Raw genomic sequence first — 22275 nt, forward strand, 5'->3', positions numbered from 1 at the left:
CTGCCGGTAGCGTTGGACGACATGACAGCCATCGATCCCATGGGTGCCTACGGCATCGGCTTGGCCACCATCGCCTCGGACGGCACTGTTCTGGACACCTGGTATCCCTCTCCCGCGCTCGGCGAGCCTCCCGCCAAGGGCAGCGAGCGGCTGACGGCCGGGGAGGTCGACGCGGACACGGCGGCGCTGCTCGGGCCGGACCCGGCGCGCGGGGTGGAGGTCGTGGCGGTGCGTACGGGCATCGCCCGGCTGTCCGAGCCGCCGGTGGACACCCACGACGCCTATCTCAGGCTGCACCTGCTGTCGCACCGCCTGGTCCGGCCGCACGGGGTGAACCTCGACGGGATCTTCGGACTGCTGGCCAACGTCGTGTGGACCAACCACGGGCCGTGCCCGGTCGAGGGATTCGAGCAGGTGCGGCTGCGCCTGCGTGCCCGGGGGCCCGTGACCGTCCACGGCGTGGACAAGTTCCCGCGGATGGTCGACTACGTGCTGCCCGCGGGTGTCCGCATCGCCGATGCCGACAGGGTACGGCTTGGCGCCCATCTGGCGAGCGGGACGACCGTCATGCACGAGGGCTTCGTGAACTTCAACGCCGGCACGCTGGGCTCGTCGATGGTGGAGGGGCGGATCTCCGCCGGCGTGGTCGTCGGCGACGGCTCCGACGTCGGCGGCGGCGCCTCGATCATGGGGACCCTCTCCGGCGGCGGCAAGCAGGTCATCTCCGTCGGAGAGCGGTGCCTGCTCGGCGCCAACTCCGGCATCGGCATCTCACTCGGCGACGACTGCGTCGTCGAGGCCGGGCTGTACGTGACGGCCGGAACCAAGGTCACCCTCGCCGACGGCGGCGTGGTGAAGGCCAAGGAGCTGTCCGGCAGGCCGGGCCTGCTGCTGCGCCGCAACTCGACCACCGGCGCGGTCGAGGCCGTGCCCAGGGGCGGTACCGGGATCGAGCTCAACGCCGAGCTGCACGCCAACGACTGACCTCGGCACCCTGAGATGTCCCTGAGTCGGCCCTGAACTTGGCCGTCCGCCCTGGGATTCCAGGGCGGACCGCTCGTACGGTGAAGGCATGGCACGCATTCTTCTGATCGCAGCACTCGTCGTCGTCGGCTTCATCGTCCTGGGGTCGGTGATCGGCTTGATCTTCAGTGCGCTCAAATGGCTCCTGATCATCGGGGCCATCGCACTGATCGTCTCCGTCATCCTCAAGATCACCCGCTCGAGTGGCAGCCGCTCCGGATATTCCGGGAACTGACCCGCCGTACGCCCCGCCCGGCCGGTCGGGATCGGTCTCCCCGTCGGCCGGCGCACTCGTGTCCGCCCGCGGGCCGTCGGACCGGAAGAGCTGGAAGAGGCCGGAAGAGCTGGAGAAAAGGGGCGGGCCCCGCCGTCGGAGGACGGCAGGGCCCGCTGCTGGGAGGATCGGTCACTCGGTGAATCCGTGACGGCGATCTCTCCGGTGTGCCTCGCTCTTACGAGAGGGGCGGGTAGGCGTTCGCCATCAGCTCACGGAACTGGGCGGAGAACCAGTGACCAGAGACCGGAGCGTCGGCCAGGGCGCCGCTCGGGTTGTTGCCGTTGCGCTCGTTGCCGCCGTAGGTCGGGTCGCACATGCGGTCGAAGCCCTTGCCCTCGTCGTTCGCGATCTCCTCGCTGGCACCGTCGGACTCACCCGGAGGCTTGACCCAGACGTAGGCGTCGATGCCCGTGGCGGGGTTCGCCTGCGGCCGCTCGCCGAGGCCGGCGCCGGCCTGGTTGCACCAGTTGCCGGCGTGGACCCGGCGGTCGACCTTGGACTCGTTGACGAAGGTGTCGACGTTGGTGGACGTGCTGGGCCCGGTCGGACGGGCCGAGCCACCCCAGCCGTTGCGGGAGGTGTCGATCAGCATGCCGATCTTCGACGGGAAGCCCTTCTGGACGAGCTGGTTCCGGAACGCCTGGGCGAAGGTCAGTTCGTCCACGTAGTAGTTCCAGTCGACCCACTTCGACTGACGCACCGAGGTGCCGTTGACCGTGGTGTTGATGTTGAAGTACGGCTCCGTCAGCGCCGAGTAGTTGGCGGTGTTGGTGATGAAGCCGTCGACGCTGTTGAAGCCGGCGGTGGTGCCGCGGACGGTGTCGGCGAACAGGTCGGCGGTCGGGCCGAAGTTGCTGTCCCAGCCGATCCAGCCGTGGTGCGCCGCGTCAACGTAGTTGTACACGTTGGGGATGGCGTGCAGCTTGTTCAGCGCGTACCGGACACCGTCGACGTAGGCGCCGCTCGACTTGGCCTCGGCGCACAGCGGCAGGTTGGTGTTGGTGACGAGGTTCGGCAGCGAGTCGATCTCGACGATCGCGACGATGCGCAGGTTCCGGTACTTCTGATCCGCCATGATGTCGGCGATCACGTCGATGTACTCGGTCTTGTACCGCTGGAGGCCGTTCTCGGCGATCAGCAGCTCACCGTTGGAGGCGAGGGCCGAGCAGTCGCGGTTCGGCAGGTTGTAGATCACGATCTGGATCGTGAGCGGCCTGCTGCCGTTGGCCGCGTCCTGCCTGACCGCCTCGTCCAGGTGGTCGCGCAGGCCCTTGCTGTTGTTGCCGGCGGAGCCCGAGGTGATCGCGGCGATGCGGTCCAGCCAGACGGCCGTGGACTCGTTGGCCACCCGCGAGCCGCCCGGCTCAGAGGCGGCGCTGGCCGACCAGTCCGGGTTCACGTAACCGTCGGCCCCGGCGTACGGGTTGTCCACGTGCTCACCGGGCTGCGGCGTCGGCGTGGGAGTCGGGGTCGGGGTCGGGGTGGGAGTCGGCGTCGGCGTCGGCGTGGGAGTCGGCGTCGGCGTCGGCGTGGGAGTCGGCGTCGGGGTCGGCGTCGGCGTGGGAGTCGGCGTCGGCGTCGAGCCGTTGCAGCTCACACCGTTGATCTTGAAGTCGGTCGGCTTCGGGTTGCTGCCGCTCCACGTACCGTTGAAGCCGATGTTCGCCGAGCCGCCGCTGGTGAGCGACCTGTTCCAGTCCAGGGCCGTCGCACTCACGTTGCTGCCGGACTGGCTCCAGTTGGCCGACCAGCCCTGCGCGACCCTCTGGCTGCTGTTGGGGAAGGTGAACGTGAGCGTCCACCCGTTGACCGGGTCGCCCAGGTTCTGGATCGAGAGGTTGACGGACATGCCGCCCTGCCACTCGCTCTGGTCGTAGGTGACTTTGCACGAGACCGCGGCGCTCGCCGATGTGGCGGCGGCCACGGCCATCGTGGAGCCCATCGCGGCCACGGTCGCCGCGATCGCTCCGCGGCGCACCATGGAGCGCATGGCTCCGAGTCGGGGGGTGGATCTCATTGCGTAGGTCCTCCTGGCGATCATCAATGCGCTTGGGAGCGCTCCCACAGACCATAGGCACGCCACTGACGCCCGTACAGCACCCAGATCGGCCGACACCGGCCCCAGCCGCCGTTCCGATGACGACGACCCTGCTCTCTAGCTGGTCATCCGCCCTCCCACCACGGCGGAAAAGACCTACGCTCCCCTTGAAAGTTTCACCAAATCCCCTCCGAAAAGCCCCGAAATCACACCCTCGCCCGATCCGTCCGCGGCGGCACACCCCTCCCTTCCCACCCCCGCGCGTGATCTTGCACTTGCTCGCAGACAGCCCCTCCCACCTGCGCACTCACCGAGGCTGACCTTGCAGAAACTCGCACGGATCGCCGCCGATCAGGAAGAACACCCACGCTGATCTTGCACTGCGAGATCACGTACGACGAAGCCGCGGGTCAGCCGCCTTCCGTGCGAACTTCTGCAAGATCACGCATCACAGTCGCGCAGGTCACCGGCCATATCTGCGAGAATTCGCAAGATCACCCCCCATTTAAGGGGGGAGAGGGGTGGGTGTTGGAGATCGTGAAGAGCTATCTGATAAGTGCTGGATGTTGGATTTCGTGACGCTTTGCCAGAGCCATCTTGATCTGGTGCTCCACGATCAGGGCACGTTCGTGATCCCCCCGTGCGAAGCTCGCCGACGCGATGTCGTGGACCACCCGGAGCACGGCCTCGGCGACGTCATGGAGATGTGTTTCCCATGACCAGATCTCACTGAGCGGATCGAGGCCGAGGACATTCAGCATGGCCCGTACGGAACGACATTTCCTGACGGCCCTCATATGGTCGCCCGCCCCCAAAGCCGCGTTCCCCTCACCGACGGCCGCGTGCACGGCCGACAGCGCGGCAGGCACGTTCAGATCGTTGTCCATCGCCGCGGTGAACTGGGGCGGAAGCCCGGTGTCGGCCTCGGCGCCCACCCGCAGCACGAACCGCTCGACCCTCCGATAGGCCGCGGCGGCCTCCTCCAGGGCGCCGAGGGAGAATTCCACCGGCGAGCGGTAATGGGCGGCCCCGAGGTAATAGCGGAGCTCCACGGGCCGGATCCGGTCGAGCAGCGGCGGCACGGCCAGCGGATTGCGCACGTGTTTGCGTATCTTCTCGCCCCGGTGGGTGACCGGTCCGTTGTGCAGCCAGAAACGCGCGAAAGAGTCGCCGGCGGCCCGCGACTGGGCCATCTCGTTCTCATGGTGTGGAAAAATCAGATTCGCTCCGCCGCCATGGATGTCGAATTCCTCACCCAGATACCTACGGGCCATGGCGGAGCACTCCAGATGCCACCCCGGTCGTCCCTCACCCCACGGCGATTGCCAGTACGGCTCCCCCGGCCTGATGCGCTTCCACAGCGCGAAATCACGCGGGTCGATTTTCCCCCGCTCGTTTTCCTCGGTTATTCTCATATGCTGCGCCCGCTGCCGGGAAAGCGATCCGTAGTCCGGGTAGGAACCGACCGAGAAATACACGTCGCCGTCGTGCTCGTAGGCGTGCCCGGCCTCGGCCAACTGCTCGATCATCTCGATCATCTCAGGGATGTGGCCGGTCGCACGGGGCTCCACCGTGGGAGGAAGACAGCCGAGCGCCGCGTAGACCTGGGCGAACGTCCGATGCACGGGGTCGGTGACCCGCCACCACGGAACGCCTTCGGAAAGAGATCTTCCGATGATCTTGTCCTCGATGTCGGTGACGTTCCGGCAGAGCACGACGTCATATCCGCGGTGTCGCAGCCACCGGTGCAGGATGTCGAAGCTCACCTGCGACCTGATCTGCCCCACATGCGGCGGAACGACGACGGTGGGGCCGCAGAGATAAATCGAAACCGTTCCGGGAATTCGAGGGGTGAAATCACGGACGGCGCGACGGTGCGTATCGTAAAGGCGAAGACCCACCCATCCGAGGGTAGGCCCATAATCCGCCGACTGTCGACACCGCGCGCGCCAGGCGTGTCCAGTCCCGGGTAAATGCGGTTGGCCCGGGCGTGGTTTTTCGCGAGCCGCGGCTACCGGCGTATGACGTGCAGGACGCTGGCGATCCGCTCGGCCGCCGTGACGACGTCCGAGGCGTGCCCGATCCGCCCGGCCCACGACAGCCAGTACCACCACTCGCCGTCGGCCCCGTCGGACGCCAGCACGTCCTCGGCCATCGAGGGCTCCATGGGATTGATCACGCGCAGGCTCGGGTGGCGTCCGTTGGCGGCCGTCAGGCGCACCTGGAACGAGTGGGCCTCGAGTTGGGCCGCGAGCCGTTGCAGGTGATCGAGCGCCTCAGTGGGATCCGTGTGCACTGCCTCGTCCAACACGACGTCTTCCAACACACTGTCCTCCAGAGGAGATGTCGGGACCCGTCATCGGTCAGGGTGGACCCATGCCGTCCGGCGAGGCAATCGCGGCCGCCCCGCGAAACCGTGTGACAACCAGGGAATTCGCCGGCATTCCGTGGAACATCCACGGATCGACGGCCACGAAGCCGTAACAGTCGATGGGGATCCGGTGCATGCCGGTTTACCTTGGGGGAACAACCGTAAAGGTGAGCCCGCGCAGCGGGGAGACCACTTCGAGGGCCTGCTAGGGGGCGCTGTATGGCCCGTGGAGAGCACTCACCGGCGTGCGCCCGCCGCTGGCGCGAGCAGGCCGGTGCACGGCAGTGGACGCTCTGGCAGACCGCCCAGGCCATCCACGGATGCTGCGGGGCGAGCCTGCTCAAGGCCCACCGGCTGGCCCGGGGCTGGTCGGCGAGGCAGGCGATCGAGGAGCTGGAGTCGCTCTGCGAGCAGGAGTCGCTGGGCCTGCCCCGCGCCAGCATCGACCTCCTGAACGCCTGGGAGAACAACCGGGCACGTCCCCGCCCGCAGACCATCGAACTGCTCGCCCGCCTCTACCGGGCCAACGCCGTACGGCTCGGCCTGGCCGGCGACTACTGCGAGGACCCCGGCGGGCCGCGCGTCATCGTGGTGAGCCACGCCAGAGCCGACGACCCGGCGCGGCTGGACGAGCTCGTCTCCGACGACGTCGAACGCCGGGCGCTGTTCCACCAGGCCATGTTGCTCGGCACGCCGGACGGAAGGTTCTTCGCCGAGGTCGAGGGCACCCGGCACGATCTCGACCGTACGCTCGCCGCCGGCTCGGTGACCGAGGACCAGCTCGACCGGCTGGACGAGCAGGTGCTGCGCTACCGCAGGGAATACATGATCACCCCGCCGCTGCCGATGCTCTGCCGGGTCATGCTCGAGCTCTCCGACGTACGCAGGCTGAGCGCGGCGCGGCAGCCGTTCTCCGTGCAGCGCCGGCTGCTGACCGCCACCACGATGCTGTCGCTGCTGACCGCCGACGCGCTGATGAAGCTCGGCGACACCCGTCAGGCCCACGCCTGGTACGGCACCGCCCGCGCGGCCTCCGACGACATGGGAGATCTGCGGCTGCGCGCGCTGGTGCGGGCGCAGCAGACCATGCTGCTCTACTACTACGGGGACCTCGGCGAGACGGTGCGGCTGGCCCGCGAGGCGCGCATGCTGGCGGGTTCCGCCCCCAGCTCGCCGGCGGCGCTCGCCGCGGCGGCCGAGGCCCGCGCGCTCGCGCGCATGGGGGACGGCAAGGCGGCCAGGACCGCGCTCGCGGAGGCCGAACAGATCTTCGCTCGCATGCGCGGCCTCAGTCAGGACGATCTGGCCTTCGTCTTCACCGAGAAGCGGATGACGTTCTACCGGACCGGAACGCTCATCGAGCTGGGCGACGCCCGGCAGGTCCAGGGCATCGACGCCTATCCGCCCGGCTTCCACACGATCGATCCCGCCCTGATCCTGCTCGATCAGGCGTCCCACCTGGCCCGGCAGGGCGACCAGGAGGAGGCGTGCCGGATCGCGGCGCAGGCCCTCGGGCAGGTGCCGGCCGAGCACCGCACCTCGATCGTGGTCAGCCGGGCCACGGCCCTGCTGTCCGAGGTCGACCCCGATCTGCCCGCCGTACGGCACCTGCGCACGGTGCTGGCGGAGTCGTCGGCCAGGCTGCCCATGGACTCCCGACTGTGAGCCGGGGCGTGGTGGGCGCGAGGACGGTGGCGGCGGACGACTGTCCGCTCGCCGACGAGGCGTCCGAGGTGCTCAGGGACGTGTGCGAGCGGCTCGGTCTCGACGCGACGGGGGCCCGGCTGCTGCGGCTGCGCAGCAACGCGGTGTTCAAACTCCGCGCTGACATGGTCGTACGGATCACGACCGACCCCGACGCGGTGACCCGGCTGCCCGTGGTGCTCGCCGTCGCGCGCTGGCTCGCCGACCGGGGTTTTCCCGCCGTACGGCCCGTCGACGAGATCCCGGGCCAGCCGATCGTGCACGACGGGCGGACCGTCACGTTCTGGCGGTACGTCCGGTCCACCGGGCGGCCGACCACCAGGCAGCTCGGCCGGGTGCTGCGCAGCCTGCACGGCGAGCCGGTGCCGCCGATGGCGCTGCGGCGGCTCACCGACCCGCTCGCCGAGGTGCGGCACGCGGTGGAGCACGCGGTCGAGCCCGGCGCCGGGGTGCTCACCGACGACCAGCGGGCCTGGCTGCGCGATCGCATCGAGGAGCTCACCGGCCGCTGGCTGGATCTGGACACCGGCTCCCCGGTCCTCCTGCACGGCGACGCCTGGATCGACAACCTGCTCCGTCTCCACGACGGGCACGTCATGCTGTGCGACTGGGACGGCGTGGCCGTCGGGCCGCGCGAGTGGGACCTCGTGCACACCTACCACGGTCAGCGCCGGTTCGGGCTGTCCGCCGCCGACGTGGACGACTTCGCCCGCGCGTACGGCTCCGACCTGCGGCTGTGGCCGGGCTACAGCACGCTGATGGAGGTCAGGGACATGTACGCGGTGGGCATCCACATCCGCAACGCGGTCGGCGACCCGTTCTCACGTCAGGAGCTGCCCCGCCGCCTCGACTCGCTGACCCGCGGTGACGGGCACGCGAGGTGGTACATGGCCGCGCCCGCATAGTGACCGATGTTCGGGGGTACGTTTCGGGACGGCTGCGCGGAAGTGTCGCAGTTGTCATTGCAAGAACAGGTATTTCTCGCGATTAAGCGCACTCGGGAGGGTTTGCCGGCAGCGGGCATGCATGCTTCCTGGTGACGTGGTGAGGCTCCCGAAAAGGAGAAGCAGTTGTCTGAAGGCACCGTCAAGTGGTTCAACGCCGAAAAGGGCTTCGGATTCATCGCTCCGGACGACGGTACCGCTGACGTGTTCGTCCACTACTCGGCGATCAACGCGAACGGCTACCGCAGCCTGGACCAGAACCAGCGGGTCAGCTACGTGACCGTGCAGGGCGCCAAGGGGCCGCAGGCCGAGCAGGTCACGCCGCTCTAACGATCGCCTCAGCGTCTCAGAGATCACGGGCCCGCGCCGTACCCACCGGGGGGCGGCGCGGGCCCGTGGCGTCGCCCGGGACGTCGCCCTCCGGGCACCTTCCCGCCTGACCGCTTTCGCCACATGTCAGGCCCGGCAGGTTTTACGGTGAATTTACCGGGCAGCCGGAAGGCTCATGAGGCTGAGCCTGACTTCGGACGTGTGGTGGAAGAACGCGGTCGTCTACTGCCTTGACATCGAGACCTACGCGGACGGCGACGGCGACGGGATCGGCGACTTCCGCGGCGCCATACAGCGCATCGACCATCTCGACAGAATGGGCGTCACCTGCATATGGCTGATGCCGTTCTTCCCCACCCCCGACCGCGACGACGGCTATGACATCACCGATTTCTACAGCGTGGATCCGCGGCTCGGCACGCTGGGCGATTTCGCCGAGTTCATGCGCGTCGCCGGGGACCGCGGCATCCGCGTGATCGCCGATCTCGTCGTCAATCACACCTCCGACGAACATCCCTGGTTCAGGGAGGCCCGCTCCAGCAGGGACTCCGGCTACCGCGATTGGTACATCTGGTCGGACCGGCCGGAACCGGACGACCCCGGCGGCATCGTGTTCCCCGATCAGGAGACCAGCCTGTGGGAGTACGACGAGACGACCGATCAGTACTACTTCCACCGCTTCTACCGTTTCCAGCCCGATCTCAACACCGCCAACCCCGCGGTGCGGGACGAGATCGCCAGGATTCTCGGGTTCTGGATGGAGCTCGGCCTGTCGGGTTTCCGCGTCGACGCCGTGCCGTACCTGCTTGAGCAGGTCGTCGAGCACGACGAGGACAAACTGCCCGACCCGCACGAGTTCTTCAACTGCCTGCGCGCGTTCCTGAGCCGCAGGGACGGCAGCGCCGCGTTGCTCGGCGAGGTCAACCTGCCCTACGACGACCTGGTCAAGTACTTCGGGAACGATCTCGGCAACGAGATCACCATGTGCTTCGACTTCATCGGGATGCAGCGGATGTACCTGTCGCTCGCACGCGGGGACGCCCGCCCGCTCGCCGACGCCCTGCTGGAGCGCCCCCGGCCGCCGAAGGACTGCCAGTGGGCGACGTTCGTGCGCAACCATGACGAGCTCACGCTGGACAAGCTCAGCGATTCCGAGCGCGAGGAGGTCTTCGCCGCCTTCGGCCCCGAGGAGAACATGCGGCTGTTCGGCCGGGGCCTGCGCCGCCGCCTGCCCACGATGCTCGGCGGCGACATGGACCGGATCAAGATGGTGTACAGCCTGCTGTTCTCCCTGCCCGGGACACCGGTCCTCTTCTACGGAGAGGAGATCGGCATGGGCGAGAACCTGGAGCTCGACGGACGCCAGGCGGTGCGCACGCCGATGCAGTGGGCCCCGGGCCGCAACGGCGGCTTCAGCGAGGCCGACCCGGCGAAGGTCGGCGGCGTGGTGCGCGGAGAGTACGGCCCGGAGCGGGTCAACGTGAGCGCCCAGCACCGCGACCCCGGCTCGCTGCTGGCGTGGATCACCCGGCTGATCCGCAACTACCGCGACACCCCCGAGCTCGCCTGGGGCGACTGCACGGTGCTGCGGCCATCGGTGCTGCGGCCATCGGTGCTGCGGCCATCGGTGCCGGAACCGGCGGGTCCGGAGCCGGGGGCCGAATCCGTACCGGCGCACCGAGCCGACCCCGTGCTCGCGCACCGCATCGACTGCGACGGCGACACCGTCCTCGCCGTGCACAACTTCAGCGACGTCCCGACCGAGGTCGAGCTCACCCTCGACGGGCTCGGCTCCTCGAAGGTGCTGACCGACCTGCTGGTGGACGGGACGGCCGAGATCTCCGATGAGGGCCGGACCCGGTTCAAGCTCGGCAGGTACGGCTGCCGCTGGTTCCGTGCCACCATCCCCGAGACGGCCCCCGCCGGTTCCGGAGACGAACCCCGGGCGAGGTGACCCGTCTCCCTGAGAGAGGGGTCCGGCCGATCCCCGCGGTGCGGGACGAGAGCCGCTCCCCCGGCCGTGATCCCGTCACGGCCCGGGAGAGGCGAATGGGAGGGTCAGATCAGGCCGAGGGCCCCGACCGCGTCGCGCTCCTCCACCAGCTCGTTCACCGAGGCGTCGATCCGCTGCCGGGAGAACGCGTCGATCTCCAGCCCCTGGACGATCTCCCACCGGCCGTTCACGGAGACCACGGGGAACGAGGAGACGAGACCCTCGGGAACGCCGTACGAACCGTCCGAGGCGACGGCGGCGGAGGTCCAGTCGCCCTCGGGCGTGCCGTTGACCCAGTCGTGGACGTGGTCGATCGCCGCGTTCGCCGCCGACGCGGCCGAGGACGCGCCCCGGGCCTCGATGATCGCCGCACCGCGCTTGGCCACGGTCGGGATGAAGGTGTCGCGCAGCCACGCCTCCTCGACCTGCTCGGCCGCGATCTTCCCGCCGACCTCGGTGTGGAAGAGGTCCGGGTACTGCGTGGCCGAGTGGTTGCCCCAGATCGTCATCTTCTTGATCTCGGTCACCGGGACGCGCAGCTTGGCGGCGAGCTGGGAGAGGGCGCGGTTGTGGTCGAGACGGGTCATCGCGGTGAAACGCTCCGCCGGGACGTCCGGCGCCGCCGACCGGGCGATGAGGGCGTTGGTGTTGGCGGGATTGCCCACCACGAGCACGCGGATGTCGTCGGCGGCGTGGTCGTTGATCGCCTTGCCCTGCGGGCCGAAGATGCCGCCGTTGGCCTCGAGGAGGTCGCCGCGCTCCATGCCCTTGGTCCGGGGACGCGCGCCGACGAGCAGCGCCACATTGGCGCCGTCGAAGGCCTTCGCCGGGTCATCGGAGATATCGATGCCCTGTAGCAGCGGGAATGCGCAGTCGTCGAGCTCCATCGCGGTGCCCTCCGCCGCCTTGACGGCCTGCGGGATCTCCAGAAGGCTCAGCTTCACCGGGGTGTCCGCCCCCAGGAGCTGACCCGAGGCGATGCGGAAGAGCAGCGCGTAACCGATCTGGCCGGCCGCGCCGGTGACGGTCACTTTGACGGTCATGACGATTCCCCATTCGCGATTTGTGTGTCTCACGGATGCTATCCGGCCGCGATGATCCTCCCGTGGCCAGGTGCCGTCCCGGACGGCGGTGACACGCGGAGAACTCACCGCGAGAAGAAGAACTGACCTCAGGAGGGTAAGGGCGCCGGTTTCTTGGGAATCATGATGACACCGGATGAGGAGCACACGACGGAAGGAGGGGCCGAGTTGAAGAAGGTACGGATTGTGTCGCGACCGCGGCCACCCAGAACCCCCCAGTCCCTCGACCTGCGCACCCCTTCGGGGCGCGTTCTCCCGTTCTGACGATCAGGCCCGCGCCAGCTCGTAGCAGCGGCCGAAGCCCTCCAGCACGGCCGTCCACGAGCACTTCACCGGCTCGGTCTCCCGGTTGTGCTCGGCGATCGAGCGACGCAGCTCGTGATCGCCGGCGAGCCGGGCGACCGCCGCGACCAGCTCGTCGAACGTGCGCCCCAGCAGGCCCTCCTTGCCGGGACCGACGAAGTCGGCGACGCCGCTCTGGGCCCGGGCGACCACGGGGACACCCGCCGCCCGGGCCTCCAGTGCGGCCAGCCCGAACGACTCACGCGGCGCCGGGGCCACGAAGACGTCGGCCGAGGCGAGCAGGCATCTGATCTGTTCCCGGCTGAACCGGCCGGGCAGCGACACCCAGTCGAGGCGCCGGGCCGCCAGGTAACGTTCCATCCGGCCGCGCGCCGGGCCGTCGCCGACGATCGTGGCACGCAGCGCGATCTGGCCGGGCACCCGCGCGCGTACGGCCTCGAGCAGTTTGAGCAGCCGCAGCGGCTGCTTGCGCGGCGCGAGCCTGCCGACGGCCACGACGTGCACGCCGTCCGTACGAACACGATCCACACGATTCACGGGAACGCGATCCGCGGGAACACCGTCCGAACCGGCGGCCCGCGGCTCGTCGCGCGGACGCCAGTCGGAGACGTCCAGACCGTTCGACACCACCTGCACCGGGACCCGCAGGCCGGCCACCGCCCGGATCGGGCGGGCCGCGGCCTCGCTGACGGCGGTCGCGACCAGACCCCAGCGCCGCCAGCCGAACACCGCCTGCAGCGCCCGGTAGATTCCGCGCGTGACGGGATCCCACATGCTGTGCACGGTGACCACGACGGGCAGGCCGGCCCGTACGGCGGCGCGCACCCCCATCCAGGCGAACGGGGAGACCGCTCCGGCGTGCACGTGGACCACGTCGGGCCGCCGGGAGGTCATGAGCCGGGTCAGGTGGATGGTGCCGCGCGGATGCACCGGAAGATCGAACGGCAGACGGGCCACCACGCGGTGCACCCCGGGGAGGGCGGCTCCCGGCGTCGCCGTCGCCACCTCGACCGTGTGACCCGCCTCGCGCTGCGCCCTGACGAGGTCGGCCACCTGCACCTCTATGCCCCCGAGCCGGGGAAGGTAGCAGTCGCTGACGTGAAGAATCCGCACCGGCCAAGCCTGGCAGAGTGTCCGGTCCCCATCAAACGCCCGCTCGACCCTCCAGGGCGGCACACACCAGGCGAACGACCCATGGGATCATGGGCGGACCAGTGAGTGGACGCGGGTGAATCGGATGACATTCTTCGGCGAGGCGCGATGAGCACCGCGGTGTTCTTCCATGCCCATCCCGACGACGAGGCGCTGCTGACGGCCGGGACCATGGCGATGCTCGCGCACGAGGGACATCGGGTCGTGCTCGTCGTGGCGACGGCCGGCGAGCGGGGCCTCGCCGACCTCCCGCACGGCGACGAGCTGGGCAGAACCCGGATGAACGAGCTGCACGCCTCGGCCGCGGCCCTGGGCTGCGCCCGGGTGGTGCAGCTCGGCTACGGCGACTCCGGCCTGGCGATCGACGGCGGCGTCGCCGAGGACCGGCCGGACAACGCGTTCATCGACGCCGACATCGAGGAGGCGGCGCAGCGGCTCGCCGCCGTGCTCAAGGAGGAGACCGCCGACCTGGTCACGATCTACGACCCGGCCGGGGGGTACGGCCACCCGGACCACGTCCAGGTGTACCGGGTCGGCACCCGGGCGGCCGAGATCGCCGGGACGCCCATCGTGCTGGAGGCGACGGTGCACCGCGACCTGTTGCTCAAGGGCATCCGGCTGGCGGCCCGCTTCTATCCGTCGCTCGACGTCAGGACCTTCGAGCGGGCCTACTCCCCCGGTGAGACGATCACCCACCGGGTGAACGTGCGCAGGCACGCCAGGGCCAAGCGGGCGGCCATGGCCGCGCACGGCACGCAGGCGACCGGGGGCGACGGCGAGCGCACCCTCGGCGCCATGCTGAAGATCCCCCACCCCCTCTACCGGTTCGTCTTCGGCACGGAGTGGTACGTCCGCCGGGACCTGCCCCGCGGAACCCGTCTGCGGCATCCGTTCGACAATCCGTAGGAGGCCGTGATCCTCCGCGAGGAGGAGCCCACGCCCCGGGCGCACCCGGCAGACTGACTGGGAGCGTTCAGTGACGGCGACGGGGGAAATCGCGGGTGAACAGGAAGTGGCTGCAGATCACGCTGTCCGCGCTCTCTCTCGCGCTGGCCGTCGCGCTCGTGGTCTATCTCCCGCGGATCGTCCGCGTGCTGACCGGCGCCGAGGTGAGCTGGCGTGAGATCGGCCACGAGTTCGCCAGGATGAGCCTGCCCGCGGTCGCGCTGATGGCCGTGCTGTGGCTGGCCAGCCTCTGGGCGTACACGTTCGTGATGACCTCTGCGCTGCCCGGCCTCACCCATCTGCAGGCGCTGACGCTCAACGCGGCGGGCAGCGCGGTCAGCAACCTGCTGCCGTTCGGCGGCGCCGCCGGGGTGGCGCTGACGTTCGGCATGACGCGCGGCTGGGGCTTCGCCAACCGGCCGATCGTCGTCTACACCCTCGTGACCGGCATCTGGAACACGCTGTTCCGCTTCATCCTGCCCGCCGTCGGCATCGTGTGCCTGCTGATCGCCGGCAGGGCGCCCAACCCGGCCGTCGCACAGGCCGGGTGGGCCGGCGCGATCTCGATTCTCGTCCTCGTCGCCGTCGTGGCGGCGGCGCTCTACTGGGACCTGGCGGCGGCCCTGCTCGGCGGCGCGCTCGACGCGCTCGTACGGCTCCTGCCCCGGCGCTTCCGGCCCGGCGAGCACGCCGCGTCGGCGGCGATCGAGCGGCTGCGCGGCGACACGGCCGGGATCATCCATCGGCGGTGGCAGGCCCTGTCGCTCGGGATGGTCGCCTTCCTCGGTCTGCAGTGCCTGATCATGGCCTGCTGCCTGGTCGTCACCGGGTCCTATCCGGGCCCGGCCGAGACCGTCGCGGTCTTCGCGCTCAGCCGGGTGCTCACCACCGCGCTCGTCACCCCCAGCGGCGCGGGGATCATGGAGGGCGGCGTGGCCGCCCTGCTGGTCGGCGCGTTCGGCCAGCCCGCGAGCGGGGCCACGGCGGCGGCCGTGCTGTTCGGCTTCTGGACGTACACGATCGAGATCCCGTGGGGCGGGCTCGCGCTCGGCGGCTGGGCGCTGCTGCGCAGGCGCGACGGCGATCGCGCAGCGGCCGCATCGGCGGGATCCGGGGAGTGGAGCGGGAGCGGACGAGGACCGGAGGTTCCTCCCCGCGCGACTCCCTAAGATCGCACCGTGAAGACAGCCGGACCGCGCCGGCGAAACGCTTGCCTCCGATTCGCGGGCGCGCATACGGTTGCGCCTGATACGAATCGGCGGCGGGTGGCCGATGAGCGCGTTGTGAGACATGGATTGGGCGGCGGCCAATGAGCTCGGTGGCGTTCCGGGTTCTCGGGCCCGTTGGTGCGCATGACGGCGCGAGCGAGCTCGACCTCGGCGGGTTACGACAGCGTGCCGTGCTCGCCCGCCTGCTGGTGGCGCGCGGTCAGATCGTCCCGGTCGACACCCTGCTGTTCGACCTGTGGCATGACGACGCGGGCAGGGGCGCTCAGTCGGGGCTGCAGGTCTACATCTCCCGGCTGCGCCGCATCCTGGAGCCGAACCGGCCGCGCGGGGGGCCGGGCCGGCTGCTCGTGACCGTCGCCTCCGGCTACGCCCTGCGCGCCGCGCCCGAGCGGGTGGACGCGCTGCGCTTCGAGAGCGGCGTCCGCTCGGCCGGGGAACGGCTGGACGATCGCCCGCACGAGGCCAGGGCCATGCTGGGATCGTCGCTCGCGCTCTGGCAGGGCAAGCCGTACTCCGACTTCGCCGACCAGCCGTGGGCCGAGGCCGAGGTGGCGCGGCTGAGCGAGCTGCGCGTGGTCGCGCGGGAACGGCACGCCGACGCCGGCCTGCGGCTGGGGATGCACGCGGAGACCGTGCCCGACCTGGAGGCGCTGACCACCGAGCACGCCCTGCGCGAGGAGGGCTGGCGGCTGCTCGCGCTCGGCCTGTACCGGTGCGGGCGGCAGGGCGACGCGCTGGCCGCGCTGCGCCGGGCCCGGGCGATCCTCTCCGATGAACTCGGCATCGATCCCGGGCCCGCGCTGCGGCGGCTGGAGTCGGACATCCTCTCCCAGGACCCCGGTCTCGACCTGACCCCACCCGACCGGCGGCCGGTGGAGGTCGCCGCCGCCCGGCCCCCGCGGCAGGTCGAGGCGGGAGCCGTACCACCCCTGCCGCCCGAGCCGTTCGTGGGGCGGGACGCCGAGCTGAACGCACTCGCGGCGGCGGCGCCGCGTGCACGGGCCGGCCGGTTCTCGGTCGCCGTGATCGGCGGCGATCCCGGCGCGGGGAAGAGCACGCTGGTACGGCGGCTCGCCGAACGGCTGGAGGACGACGGGTGGGCCTCGGCCACCGGCTCCTGCCCCGACAGCACCGCGACCCCGCCCGGCTGGGCCTGGGTCGAGGTGCTGCGGACGCTCGTCACGAGAAGGGGCGCGGGAGAGTACGCAGCGCTGCTCGCGCCGCTGCTGGACGACACGGCCCCGGACAGCACGGGCGACGACGACGCCTCCGGCGGTTTCCGGCTGCACCGGGCGGTCGGCGGCTACCTGTCGGCGGCCGCGCGTGAGGCGCCGCTGCTGATCCTGCTCGAGGACCTGCACTGGGCGGACGACCAGACCCTGGCCCTGCTGCGCGCGCTGCCCAGCCTGCTCGCGGCCAGCCGGGTCCTGCTGGTGGTCACCTTCCGGGACGGCGAGCTGAACGCGCGGCAGCAGGACGTGCTCGCCGCGCTCGCCCGGCTGGATCCCGTACGGGTCGCCCTCGGCGGACTGGACGACGCGGCGGTCGCCGCGCTGGTCCGCGCCACCTGCGTGCGCGAGGTGGACGACGAGGTCGTCTGCGCGATCGTGGAGCGCTCCGGCGGCAACCCGTTCTTCGTCAAGGAGACGGCCCGCCTGTTCGAGGCCGAGGCCGACATCTCAGCCGTGCCGTCCGGGGTGCGCGAGGTGCTGCGGCGGCGGGTCGCCCGGCTGCCGGGGCGTGCGCAGCAGGTGCTGCTGCAGGCCGCCGTGATCGGCCGCGACGTCGACGTCGACGTGCTGGTCGACGTGTCCGGCGACGAGGATTCCGTGGTGGACGCGGTGGAGGCCGCGCTGCTCGCCGGGCTGGTGACCGAGCCGGGCCCCGGCCTGCTCAGGTTCGACCACGCCCTGATCAGGGACATGATCTACTCGGACGCCTCCCGGCTGCGCAGATCGCGGCTGCACGCCGCGGTGGCGTCGGTGATCGAGCAGCGCGACCCGAACGACGTGGCCGCGCTGGCTCATCACTACGACGCGGCGGGCTCGGCCGAGACCTCGGCGAAGGCGCAGCGGTACGCCGGTCTGGCGGCCGGGCAGGCGGAGCGCCGGTTCGCGCACCGGGAGGCCGCGTCGCTGTGGCAGAAGGCCATCGCCGCCTTCGACCGCGCCCACCATTCCGCCCGCCCCGGCTGCGTACCGGCGAAGGAGCGGCTGGAGCTGCAGCTCAGGCTGATCAGGGCGCTGGCGCTGTGCGGCGACATGACCGCGGCACGCGCCCACCGGCGGGAGGCGATGGAGGCGGCCCTGCCGCTCGGCGATCTGGAGCTGACCGCGCGGGTGGCGGCCGCGCTCGCCGTCCCGCACAAGGGCATCGCCCGGGACTTCACCCGGACCGCCTGGGAGATCGTGAACGTGACCGAGCGGGCCCTGGAGGAACTGCCGCCGAGCGAGCAGGCGCTGCGGGCCAGCCTGCTCGCCACGCTGGCGCTGGAGCTCGAGGGGTCGGCCACGGAGCGCGGCTACCAGGCGTCGCTCGAGGCCGAGGAGCTGGCGAGGTCGAGCGGCGACCCCGCCCTGCTGGCGACGGCGCTCAGCGGCAGACTGCGCCAGTCGTACACACTGACGCAGGTCGACGAGCGCGAGACCATCGGCCGTGAGCTGCTGCTGGTCGGCGCGGAGTCCGGGCAGATCTCGGTCCAGACGCTGGCCCACCTGGTGCTGCTGGAATGCGCCGCCGCCCGGGGCGACTTCGCCGAGGCCGACGAGCATCTCGCGCAGGCCGAGCGGCTCGGCCGGCGCTACGACCTGCCCGCCCCCGCCGCCGTGGGAGCGTGGTACGCCGGTCAGCGGCTGATGATCACCGGTGACTACGATGCGGCGGAGCGCGCCTACCGGAACGCGGCCCGGCTGACCGCGCGGGCCGGCATGCTCGAAGGCCGCCAGGACCTGCCGCTGATCGCCACGTTCTGCCTCCACCTGGTCGACGGCCGTGCCGCCGAGATGGTCGAGCCGCTGGGCGAGGCCCACCAGCGTGGCGCCAAGTGGACCCCCGACGCCTACGTGGTGGCGCTGTTCTACGCGGGGCACGTGAAGGACGCCCAGGCGATCGCGCTGACCAGGGAGCCGGTCCGTACGGACTTCCTCTACGAGCTCACGCTCATCTGGCGGGCGCTCGCCGGCATGCTGCTCGACGACGGGAACCGGATGCGGGAGGCGTACGAGAAGCTGCTGCCGTTCCACGACAGGATCGCCGGGGCCGGCACGGGCGTGGTCGCCCTCTGGCCGGTGGCCAGGACACTCGGCGATCTCGCGGTACGGCTCGGCCTGCCGGCCCGGGAGCACTACGAGAAGGCGCTCGCCGTGGCCGAGCGGGTGGACGTCCCCCGCTGGATCGCCGACGCCAGGCACGCGCTCCAGCCCCACACTCCCTAGCTGCGGAGAAGGCCGTGGCAGGCGATGGCGGCGGCGGCCACGACGTTGAGCGAGTCCACGCCCAGGTCCATTGCGGCCGGGCTCATCGGGATGCAGACCGGCACGTCGGCGTCCTTGAGCCAGTGCGACGACAGGCCGTCGCCCTCCGAGCCCAGCAGCAGCGCCACCCGCTCGCCCATGACGACCCGGTCGAGTGGTGTGGCCGACTGGTCGGGGGTCAGCGCCAGCGTCTGGAATCCGGCCGCCCGGATCTCGGCCAGGCCGCCGTACCAGTCGGCCATCCTCGCGTACGGGATGGCGAAGACCGCTCCCATGGAGACCTTCACCGAGCGGCGGTAGAGGGGGTCGGCGCAGCGGGGCGACAGGACGATCGCGCCGACGCCCAGCGCGGCGGCGCAGCGGAAGACGGCGCCGACGTTGCCGTGGTCCACCAGGTCCTCGAGCACGACGATCCTGCTCACCCCGCCCAGCAGCTCCGCCACTTCGGGCAGGGCCGTACGCTCCATCGAGGCGAGCGCGCCCCGGTGCACGGGAAAGCCGGTGACGCCCGCCATGACCTCGTCGGAGACCACGTAGACGGGGGCGGTCTCCTCGACGACGCCGGCGAGGTGGTCGAGCCACCTGGCCGTGGTCAGGACCGAGCGCACCGGGTGACCCGCTCCCACGGCCCGCCGGATGACCTTCTCCCCCTCGGCGATGAACAGCCCGTGCGCGCTCTCCAGGCTCTTGCGCAGGTCCACGTCGCGTAGCCGTACGTAATCGGCGAGGCGCGGATCGGTGGCGTCTTCGACGGGGATGAGCACCCGTCAAGGGTACGGCGAAGCCGGCGCGCCGGGGCTTCTCCGGCCCAAAGCCGCACCAAAACCGACGTTTGGCCCCACTTCGCGATACCGCTATCGTTCCGTAAGCATTACGGAGAACTCCCCCGAGAGCCACGCCTCATCCCGGGGGGAGCCAAATCGAGACCGAAGAGGGCACCGTGGGCGGACGGCACCGCACAGACGAACTCGAGGGCGGCTTCAATCCCGAACACGAACAGCCATCCAGGCGGCGCGGCGGCGGCCCGGGCAAGGTGTTCGTCCCACTCGCGGGCGCGGTCGCCCTCGCCGTGCTCTGCGGGGTGGCGGCGTACGTGGTCGTCAGCAAGAACCCCGAATGCGGGGCGGGGAGCGCCGGCGACAAGATCGGGCTCACCGTGGTGGCCTCACCGGACATCCAGCCGGCCGTGCAGAAGGTCGCGAGCAGGTTCGCCGAGTCGGGCAAGAAGGTCGACGGGAAATGCGTGGCCGTGACGGTCAAGGCGGCGGAGTCCGCCGACGTCGCGAACGCGATCAGGGGAACGGGCCCCACCAAGGCCCTGTCCGACGGCACGACGGAGTCCGGCGGGAAGGCCGGGGCCGATCCCGACATCTGGATCCCCGACTCCACGCTCTGGACCACCGGCCTGCCCGGGAACGGCACCGCGAAGACGGCGGGCAGCGCCGCCAGTTCCCCCATCGTGCTCACCACGTCGAAGTCCGGCGCGGGGAAGCTGAGCTCGGCCTTCAGCCCGGCGAGCTGGACCGGGCTGATGAGCGCGGCGAACGCCGCGAACCCCGACGGCCTGGCCAGGAAGGTGCGCGTGCTCGCGCTCGACCCGACGCAGAACGCGGCCGGGCTGGGCGCGCTGCTCGCCGGTGCGAGCGTGCTCAGGGCGGGCGGCGGCAACGAGGAACTCCTTGTCGGCGTGCTGCGCCGGCTGTCGGAGTCCACCGTGCCGTCCCCCGGCAATCTCTTCGCCACGCTGGCCAAGACCACCGCGCGCGTCCCCGTCGGCGTCGCCTCGGAGCAGGCGGTGTGGTCCTTCAACACCAAGACCTCCCCGTCGAACCCCGCGGTCGCGCTCTATCCGGCCGAGGGCACGGTCAGCCTCGACTACCCGATCGTCATCAGGGCCGAGAACAGCGCGGTACGCAAGGCCGCCGGCGTCTTCGCCGCCGAGCTGACCTCGGCCTCGGGCAAGAAGACCGTGCAGGACTACGGCTTCCGCACCCCCGAGGGCAAGGGCGGCGGCCTGCTCAAGCCGGAGAACGGGGTGAACGCCAAGAAACCGGCGGAGATCGCGCTGCCCGACCAGGCGTCGATCGACAAGCTGGCCCAGGCATGGCGGCAGATCAAGCTGGGCACCCGGCTGCTCGCCCTGATCGACATCTCCGGGACGATGGCCGAGCCGGCGGACAGCACCGGGGTCAGCCGCATGAAGGCCATCACGGACACCAGCATCGAGGGGCTGAAGCTCTTCCCCGGCAAGACCGAGATCGGCATCTGGGCGTTCTCCGACAACCTGCAGGGCCAGGGCGTCGACTGGAAACCCATCATCTCGATCGGCCCGCTGGCACAGCAGGTCAACGGCGTCACCCGGCGCGACCGCATCATCCGCGCCATGGAGCGGACCAGCGCGATCCCGACCGGCAACACCGGGCTGAACGACACGCTGTGGGCCGCCTACCAGAAGATGACCAAGGAGTACCAGCCCGACAAGGTCAACACGATCCTCCTGTTCACCGACGGCGTCGGGAACGACGACCCGACCGGCGGCCTCGAGAACGACGAGATCATCCAGAAGCTGAAGCAGACGTACGACCCCAAGCGGCCGGTGAGCATTCTGATCATCTCGTTCAACACGACGAAGGACGACGACAGGGCACAGATGACCGCGATCGCCAAGGCCACCGGCGGGGCCGCGTACTTCCCGCAGACGGTGCTGGAGATCCGCGACATCTTCCTCAAGGGCATCGCACGCCGGCTCTGCGCGCCGAACTGCGAAGGGGCGCCGCAGTAGGCGGCGACCGGCCGCTGCCTCCCGGAGACACCCGTGCCGGGCAACATTCCGGATAAGATCGCGGCTTCCGGCGCCGCCGGGTAAACCCGAGGCACGGGTAAGGCGTCGCCAATGTCGACAGGTGAAACCGGTGTGACCGATGAGACGAGCGTCGTTCGGGGAGTCTGGGAGGCATGAGCAGGAGCCGTACCTTCGCGAAGGTCGCACTCGCCGTGGCGTGTGCCGCCGGCGCGGTGCTGGTGCTGGCGGACGTCGAGACGCCCGCCCGCATGGTGCTCGCTCCCCTGTTCATGCTGGTGGTCCCCGGCGCGGCGATCATCGGACTGTTGCGCGATCGTGACCCTCTCTCGACGCTGACGGTGGGTGCGGCGGCAAGCCTGGCAATAAATGTCCTACTCGCCGAAGCCATGCTTCTCTTCAACGCGTGGTCCCCCCGTGCCGGGGTCGCCACGATCGGGGTGCTCGGCTTCTTCCTGCTCGTCATCCGGCTGCTCTACCGGGGGGCGGGCGCCATTGATCGTGACATCGGACAGCGCCGTTGGACAGCGCCGTTGAAAAGGGGGGCAGGCCCAGGGTGACCATCACGCGCGCCGCCGAAGTGCACAGGCCATGAGGCCCTTCGGAAACGC

17 protein-coding genes are annotated in these 22275 nt (G+C 70.4%); 11 read left to right on the forward strand and 6 right to left on the reverse strand.

Annotated elements, in window-relative coordinates:
* Window positions 1-21 precede the first annotated feature (21 nt).
* Window positions 22-984 carry a 2,3,4,5-tetrahydropyridine-2,6-dicarboxylate N-succinyltransferase gene (gene dapD / locus ACQP1K_RS21585; RefSeq protein WP_433497517.1) on the forward strand — a complete coding sequence of 321 codons (963 nt, stop codon included), beginning with the start codon at window positions 22-24 and terminating at the stop codon, window positions 982-984.
* Window positions 985-1072: 88 nt separating this feature from the next.
* Window positions 1073-1258 carry a hypothetical protein gene (locus ACQP1K_RS21590; protein ID WP_433497518.1) on the forward strand — a complete coding sequence of 62 codons (186 nt, stop codon included), beginning with the start codon at window positions 1073-1075 and terminating at the stop codon, window positions 1256-1258.
* A 217-nt stretch (window positions 1259-1475) separates the two neighbouring features.
* Here ACQP1K_RS21590 and ACQP1K_RS21595 read toward each other — a convergent pair whose 3' ends face one another.
* The 3 genes from ACQP1K_RS21595 to ACQP1K_RS21605 form a co-directional block, all read right to left on the reverse strand.
* On the reverse strand, window positions 1476-3317 hold the full coding sequence (locus tag ACQP1K_RS21595; protein ID WP_433497519.1) for a glycoside hydrolase family 6 protein: 1842 nt from the start codon (window positions 3315-3317) through the stop codon (window positions 1476-1478).
* Between the two features lie 566 nt (window positions 3318-3883).
* Window positions 3884-5239 carry a cysteine--tRNA ligase gene (gene cysS / locus ACQP1K_RS21600; protein ID WP_433497520.1) on the reverse strand — a complete coding sequence of 452 codons (1356 nt, stop codon included), beginning with the start codon at window positions 5237-5239 and terminating at the stop codon, window positions 3884-3886.
* Between the two features lie 110 nt (window positions 5240-5349).
* Window positions 5350-5649 carry a hypothetical protein gene (locus tag ACQP1K_RS21605; protein ID WP_433497521.1) on the reverse strand — a complete coding sequence of 100 codons (300 nt, stop codon included), beginning with the start codon at window positions 5647-5649 and terminating at the stop codon, window positions 5350-5352.
* 279 nt (window positions 5650-5928) lie between these two features.
* Between ACQP1K_RS21605 and ACQP1K_RS21610 the strand changes: the two genes are divergently transcribed.
* The 4 genes from ACQP1K_RS21610 (at window position 5929) to ACQP1K_RS21625 (ending at window position 10641) form a co-directional block, all read left to right on the forward strand.
* Window positions 5929-7374, forward strand: coding sequence for a helix-turn-helix domain-containing protein (locus ACQP1K_RS21610; protein WP_433497522.1), 1446 nt, complete (start codon window positions 5929-5931; stop codon window positions 7372-7374).
* The gene (locus tag ACQP1K_RS21615) at window positions 7371-8318 is read left to right on the forward strand and encodes a phosphotransferase enzyme family protein (protein WP_433497523.1); all 948 of its coding nucleotides are present in this window, start codon (window positions 7371-7373) and stop codon (window positions 8316-8318) included. The genes ACQP1K_RS21610 and ACQP1K_RS21615 overlap by 4 nt, the downstream gene beginning before the upstream one ends.
* Window positions 8319-8483: 165 nt before the next feature.
* Window positions 8484-8687 carry a cold-shock protein gene (locus ACQP1K_RS21620; protein WP_055479616.1) on the forward strand — a complete coding sequence of 68 codons (204 nt, stop codon included), beginning with the start codon at window positions 8484-8486 and terminating at the stop codon, window positions 8685-8687.
* A gap of 175 nt (window positions 8688-8862) precedes the next feature.
* Window positions 8863-10641 (forward strand): alpha-amylase family protein, encoded by a 1779-nt coding sequence (locus ACQP1K_RS21625; protein ID WP_433497524.1) that lies wholly within the window; start codon window positions 8863-8865, stop codon window positions 10639-10641.
* A 104-nt stretch (window positions 10642-10745) separates the two neighbouring features.
* Here ACQP1K_RS21625 and ACQP1K_RS21630 read toward each other — a convergent pair whose 3' ends face one another.
* Both ACQP1K_RS21630 and ACQP1K_RS21635 read right to left on the reverse strand, forming a co-directional pair.
* Window positions 10746-11723: a malate dehydrogenase gene (locus ACQP1K_RS21630; RefSeq protein ID WP_433497525.1), complete on the reverse strand. Its 978-nt coding sequence runs from the start codon at window positions 11721-11723 to the stop codon at window positions 10746-10748.
* A gap of 306 nt (window positions 11724-12029) precedes the next feature.
* Window positions 12030-13178 carry a glycosyltransferase family 4 protein gene (locus ACQP1K_RS21635; RefSeq protein ID WP_433497526.1) on the reverse strand — a complete coding sequence of 383 codons (1149 nt, stop codon included), beginning with the start codon at window positions 13176-13178 and terminating at the stop codon, window positions 12030-12032.
* A gap of 147 nt (window positions 13179-13325) precedes the next feature.
* Between ACQP1K_RS21635 and ACQP1K_RS21640 the strand changes: the two genes are divergently transcribed.
* From ACQP1K_RS21640 to ACQP1K_RS21650, 3 genes are all read left to right on the forward strand, one after another.
* Window positions 13326-14123, forward strand: coding sequence for a PIG-L deacetylase family protein (locus ACQP1K_RS21640; protein WP_433497527.1), 798 nt, complete (start codon window positions 13326-13328; stop codon window positions 14121-14123).
* A 95-nt stretch (window positions 14124-14218) separates the two neighbouring features.
* Complete coding sequence (locus ACQP1K_RS21645; RefSeq protein ID WP_433497528.1) at window positions 14219-15331, forward strand: lysylphosphatidylglycerol synthase domain-containing protein; 1113 nt, start codon at window positions 14219-14221, stop codon at window positions 15329-15331.
* A 149-nt stretch (window positions 15332-15480) separates the two neighbouring features.
* On the forward strand, window positions 15481-18825 hold the full coding sequence (locus ACQP1K_RS21650) for a BTAD domain-containing putative transcriptional regulator (RefSeq protein WP_433497529.1): 3345 nt from the start codon (window positions 15481-15483) through the stop codon (window positions 18823-18825).
* Here ACQP1K_RS21650 and ACQP1K_RS21655 read toward each other — a convergent pair.
* A complete protein-coding gene (locus ACQP1K_RS21655) occupies window positions 18822-19628 on the reverse strand; it encodes a TrmH family RNA methyltransferase (RefSeq protein ID WP_433497530.1) in 807 nt (268 codons plus the stop codon). The genes ACQP1K_RS21650 and ACQP1K_RS21655 overlap by 4 nt on opposite strands.
* Window positions 19629-19804: 176 nt before the next feature.
* Here ACQP1K_RS21655 and ACQP1K_RS21660 point away from each other — a divergent pair, with 176 nt between their 5' ends.
* A complete protein-coding gene (locus ACQP1K_RS21660) occupies window positions 19805-21646 on the forward strand; it encodes a substrate-binding domain-containing protein (protein WP_433497531.1) in 1842 nt (613 codons plus the stop codon).
* Window positions 21647-21819: 173 nt separating this feature from the next.
* A complete protein-coding gene (locus tag ACQP1K_RS21665) occupies window positions 21820-22224 on the forward strand; it encodes a hypothetical protein (RefSeq protein ID WP_433497532.1) in 405 nt (134 codons plus the stop codon).
* Window positions 22225-22275: the final 51 nt, after the last annotated feature.

Origin of the sequence: Sphaerimonospora sp. CA-214678 (assembly GCF_050942215.1) — a bacterium.
In the GTDB taxonomy this organism is placed as follows: Bacteria; Actinomycetota; Actinomycetes; order Streptosporangiales; family Streptosporangiaceae; genus Sphaerimonospora.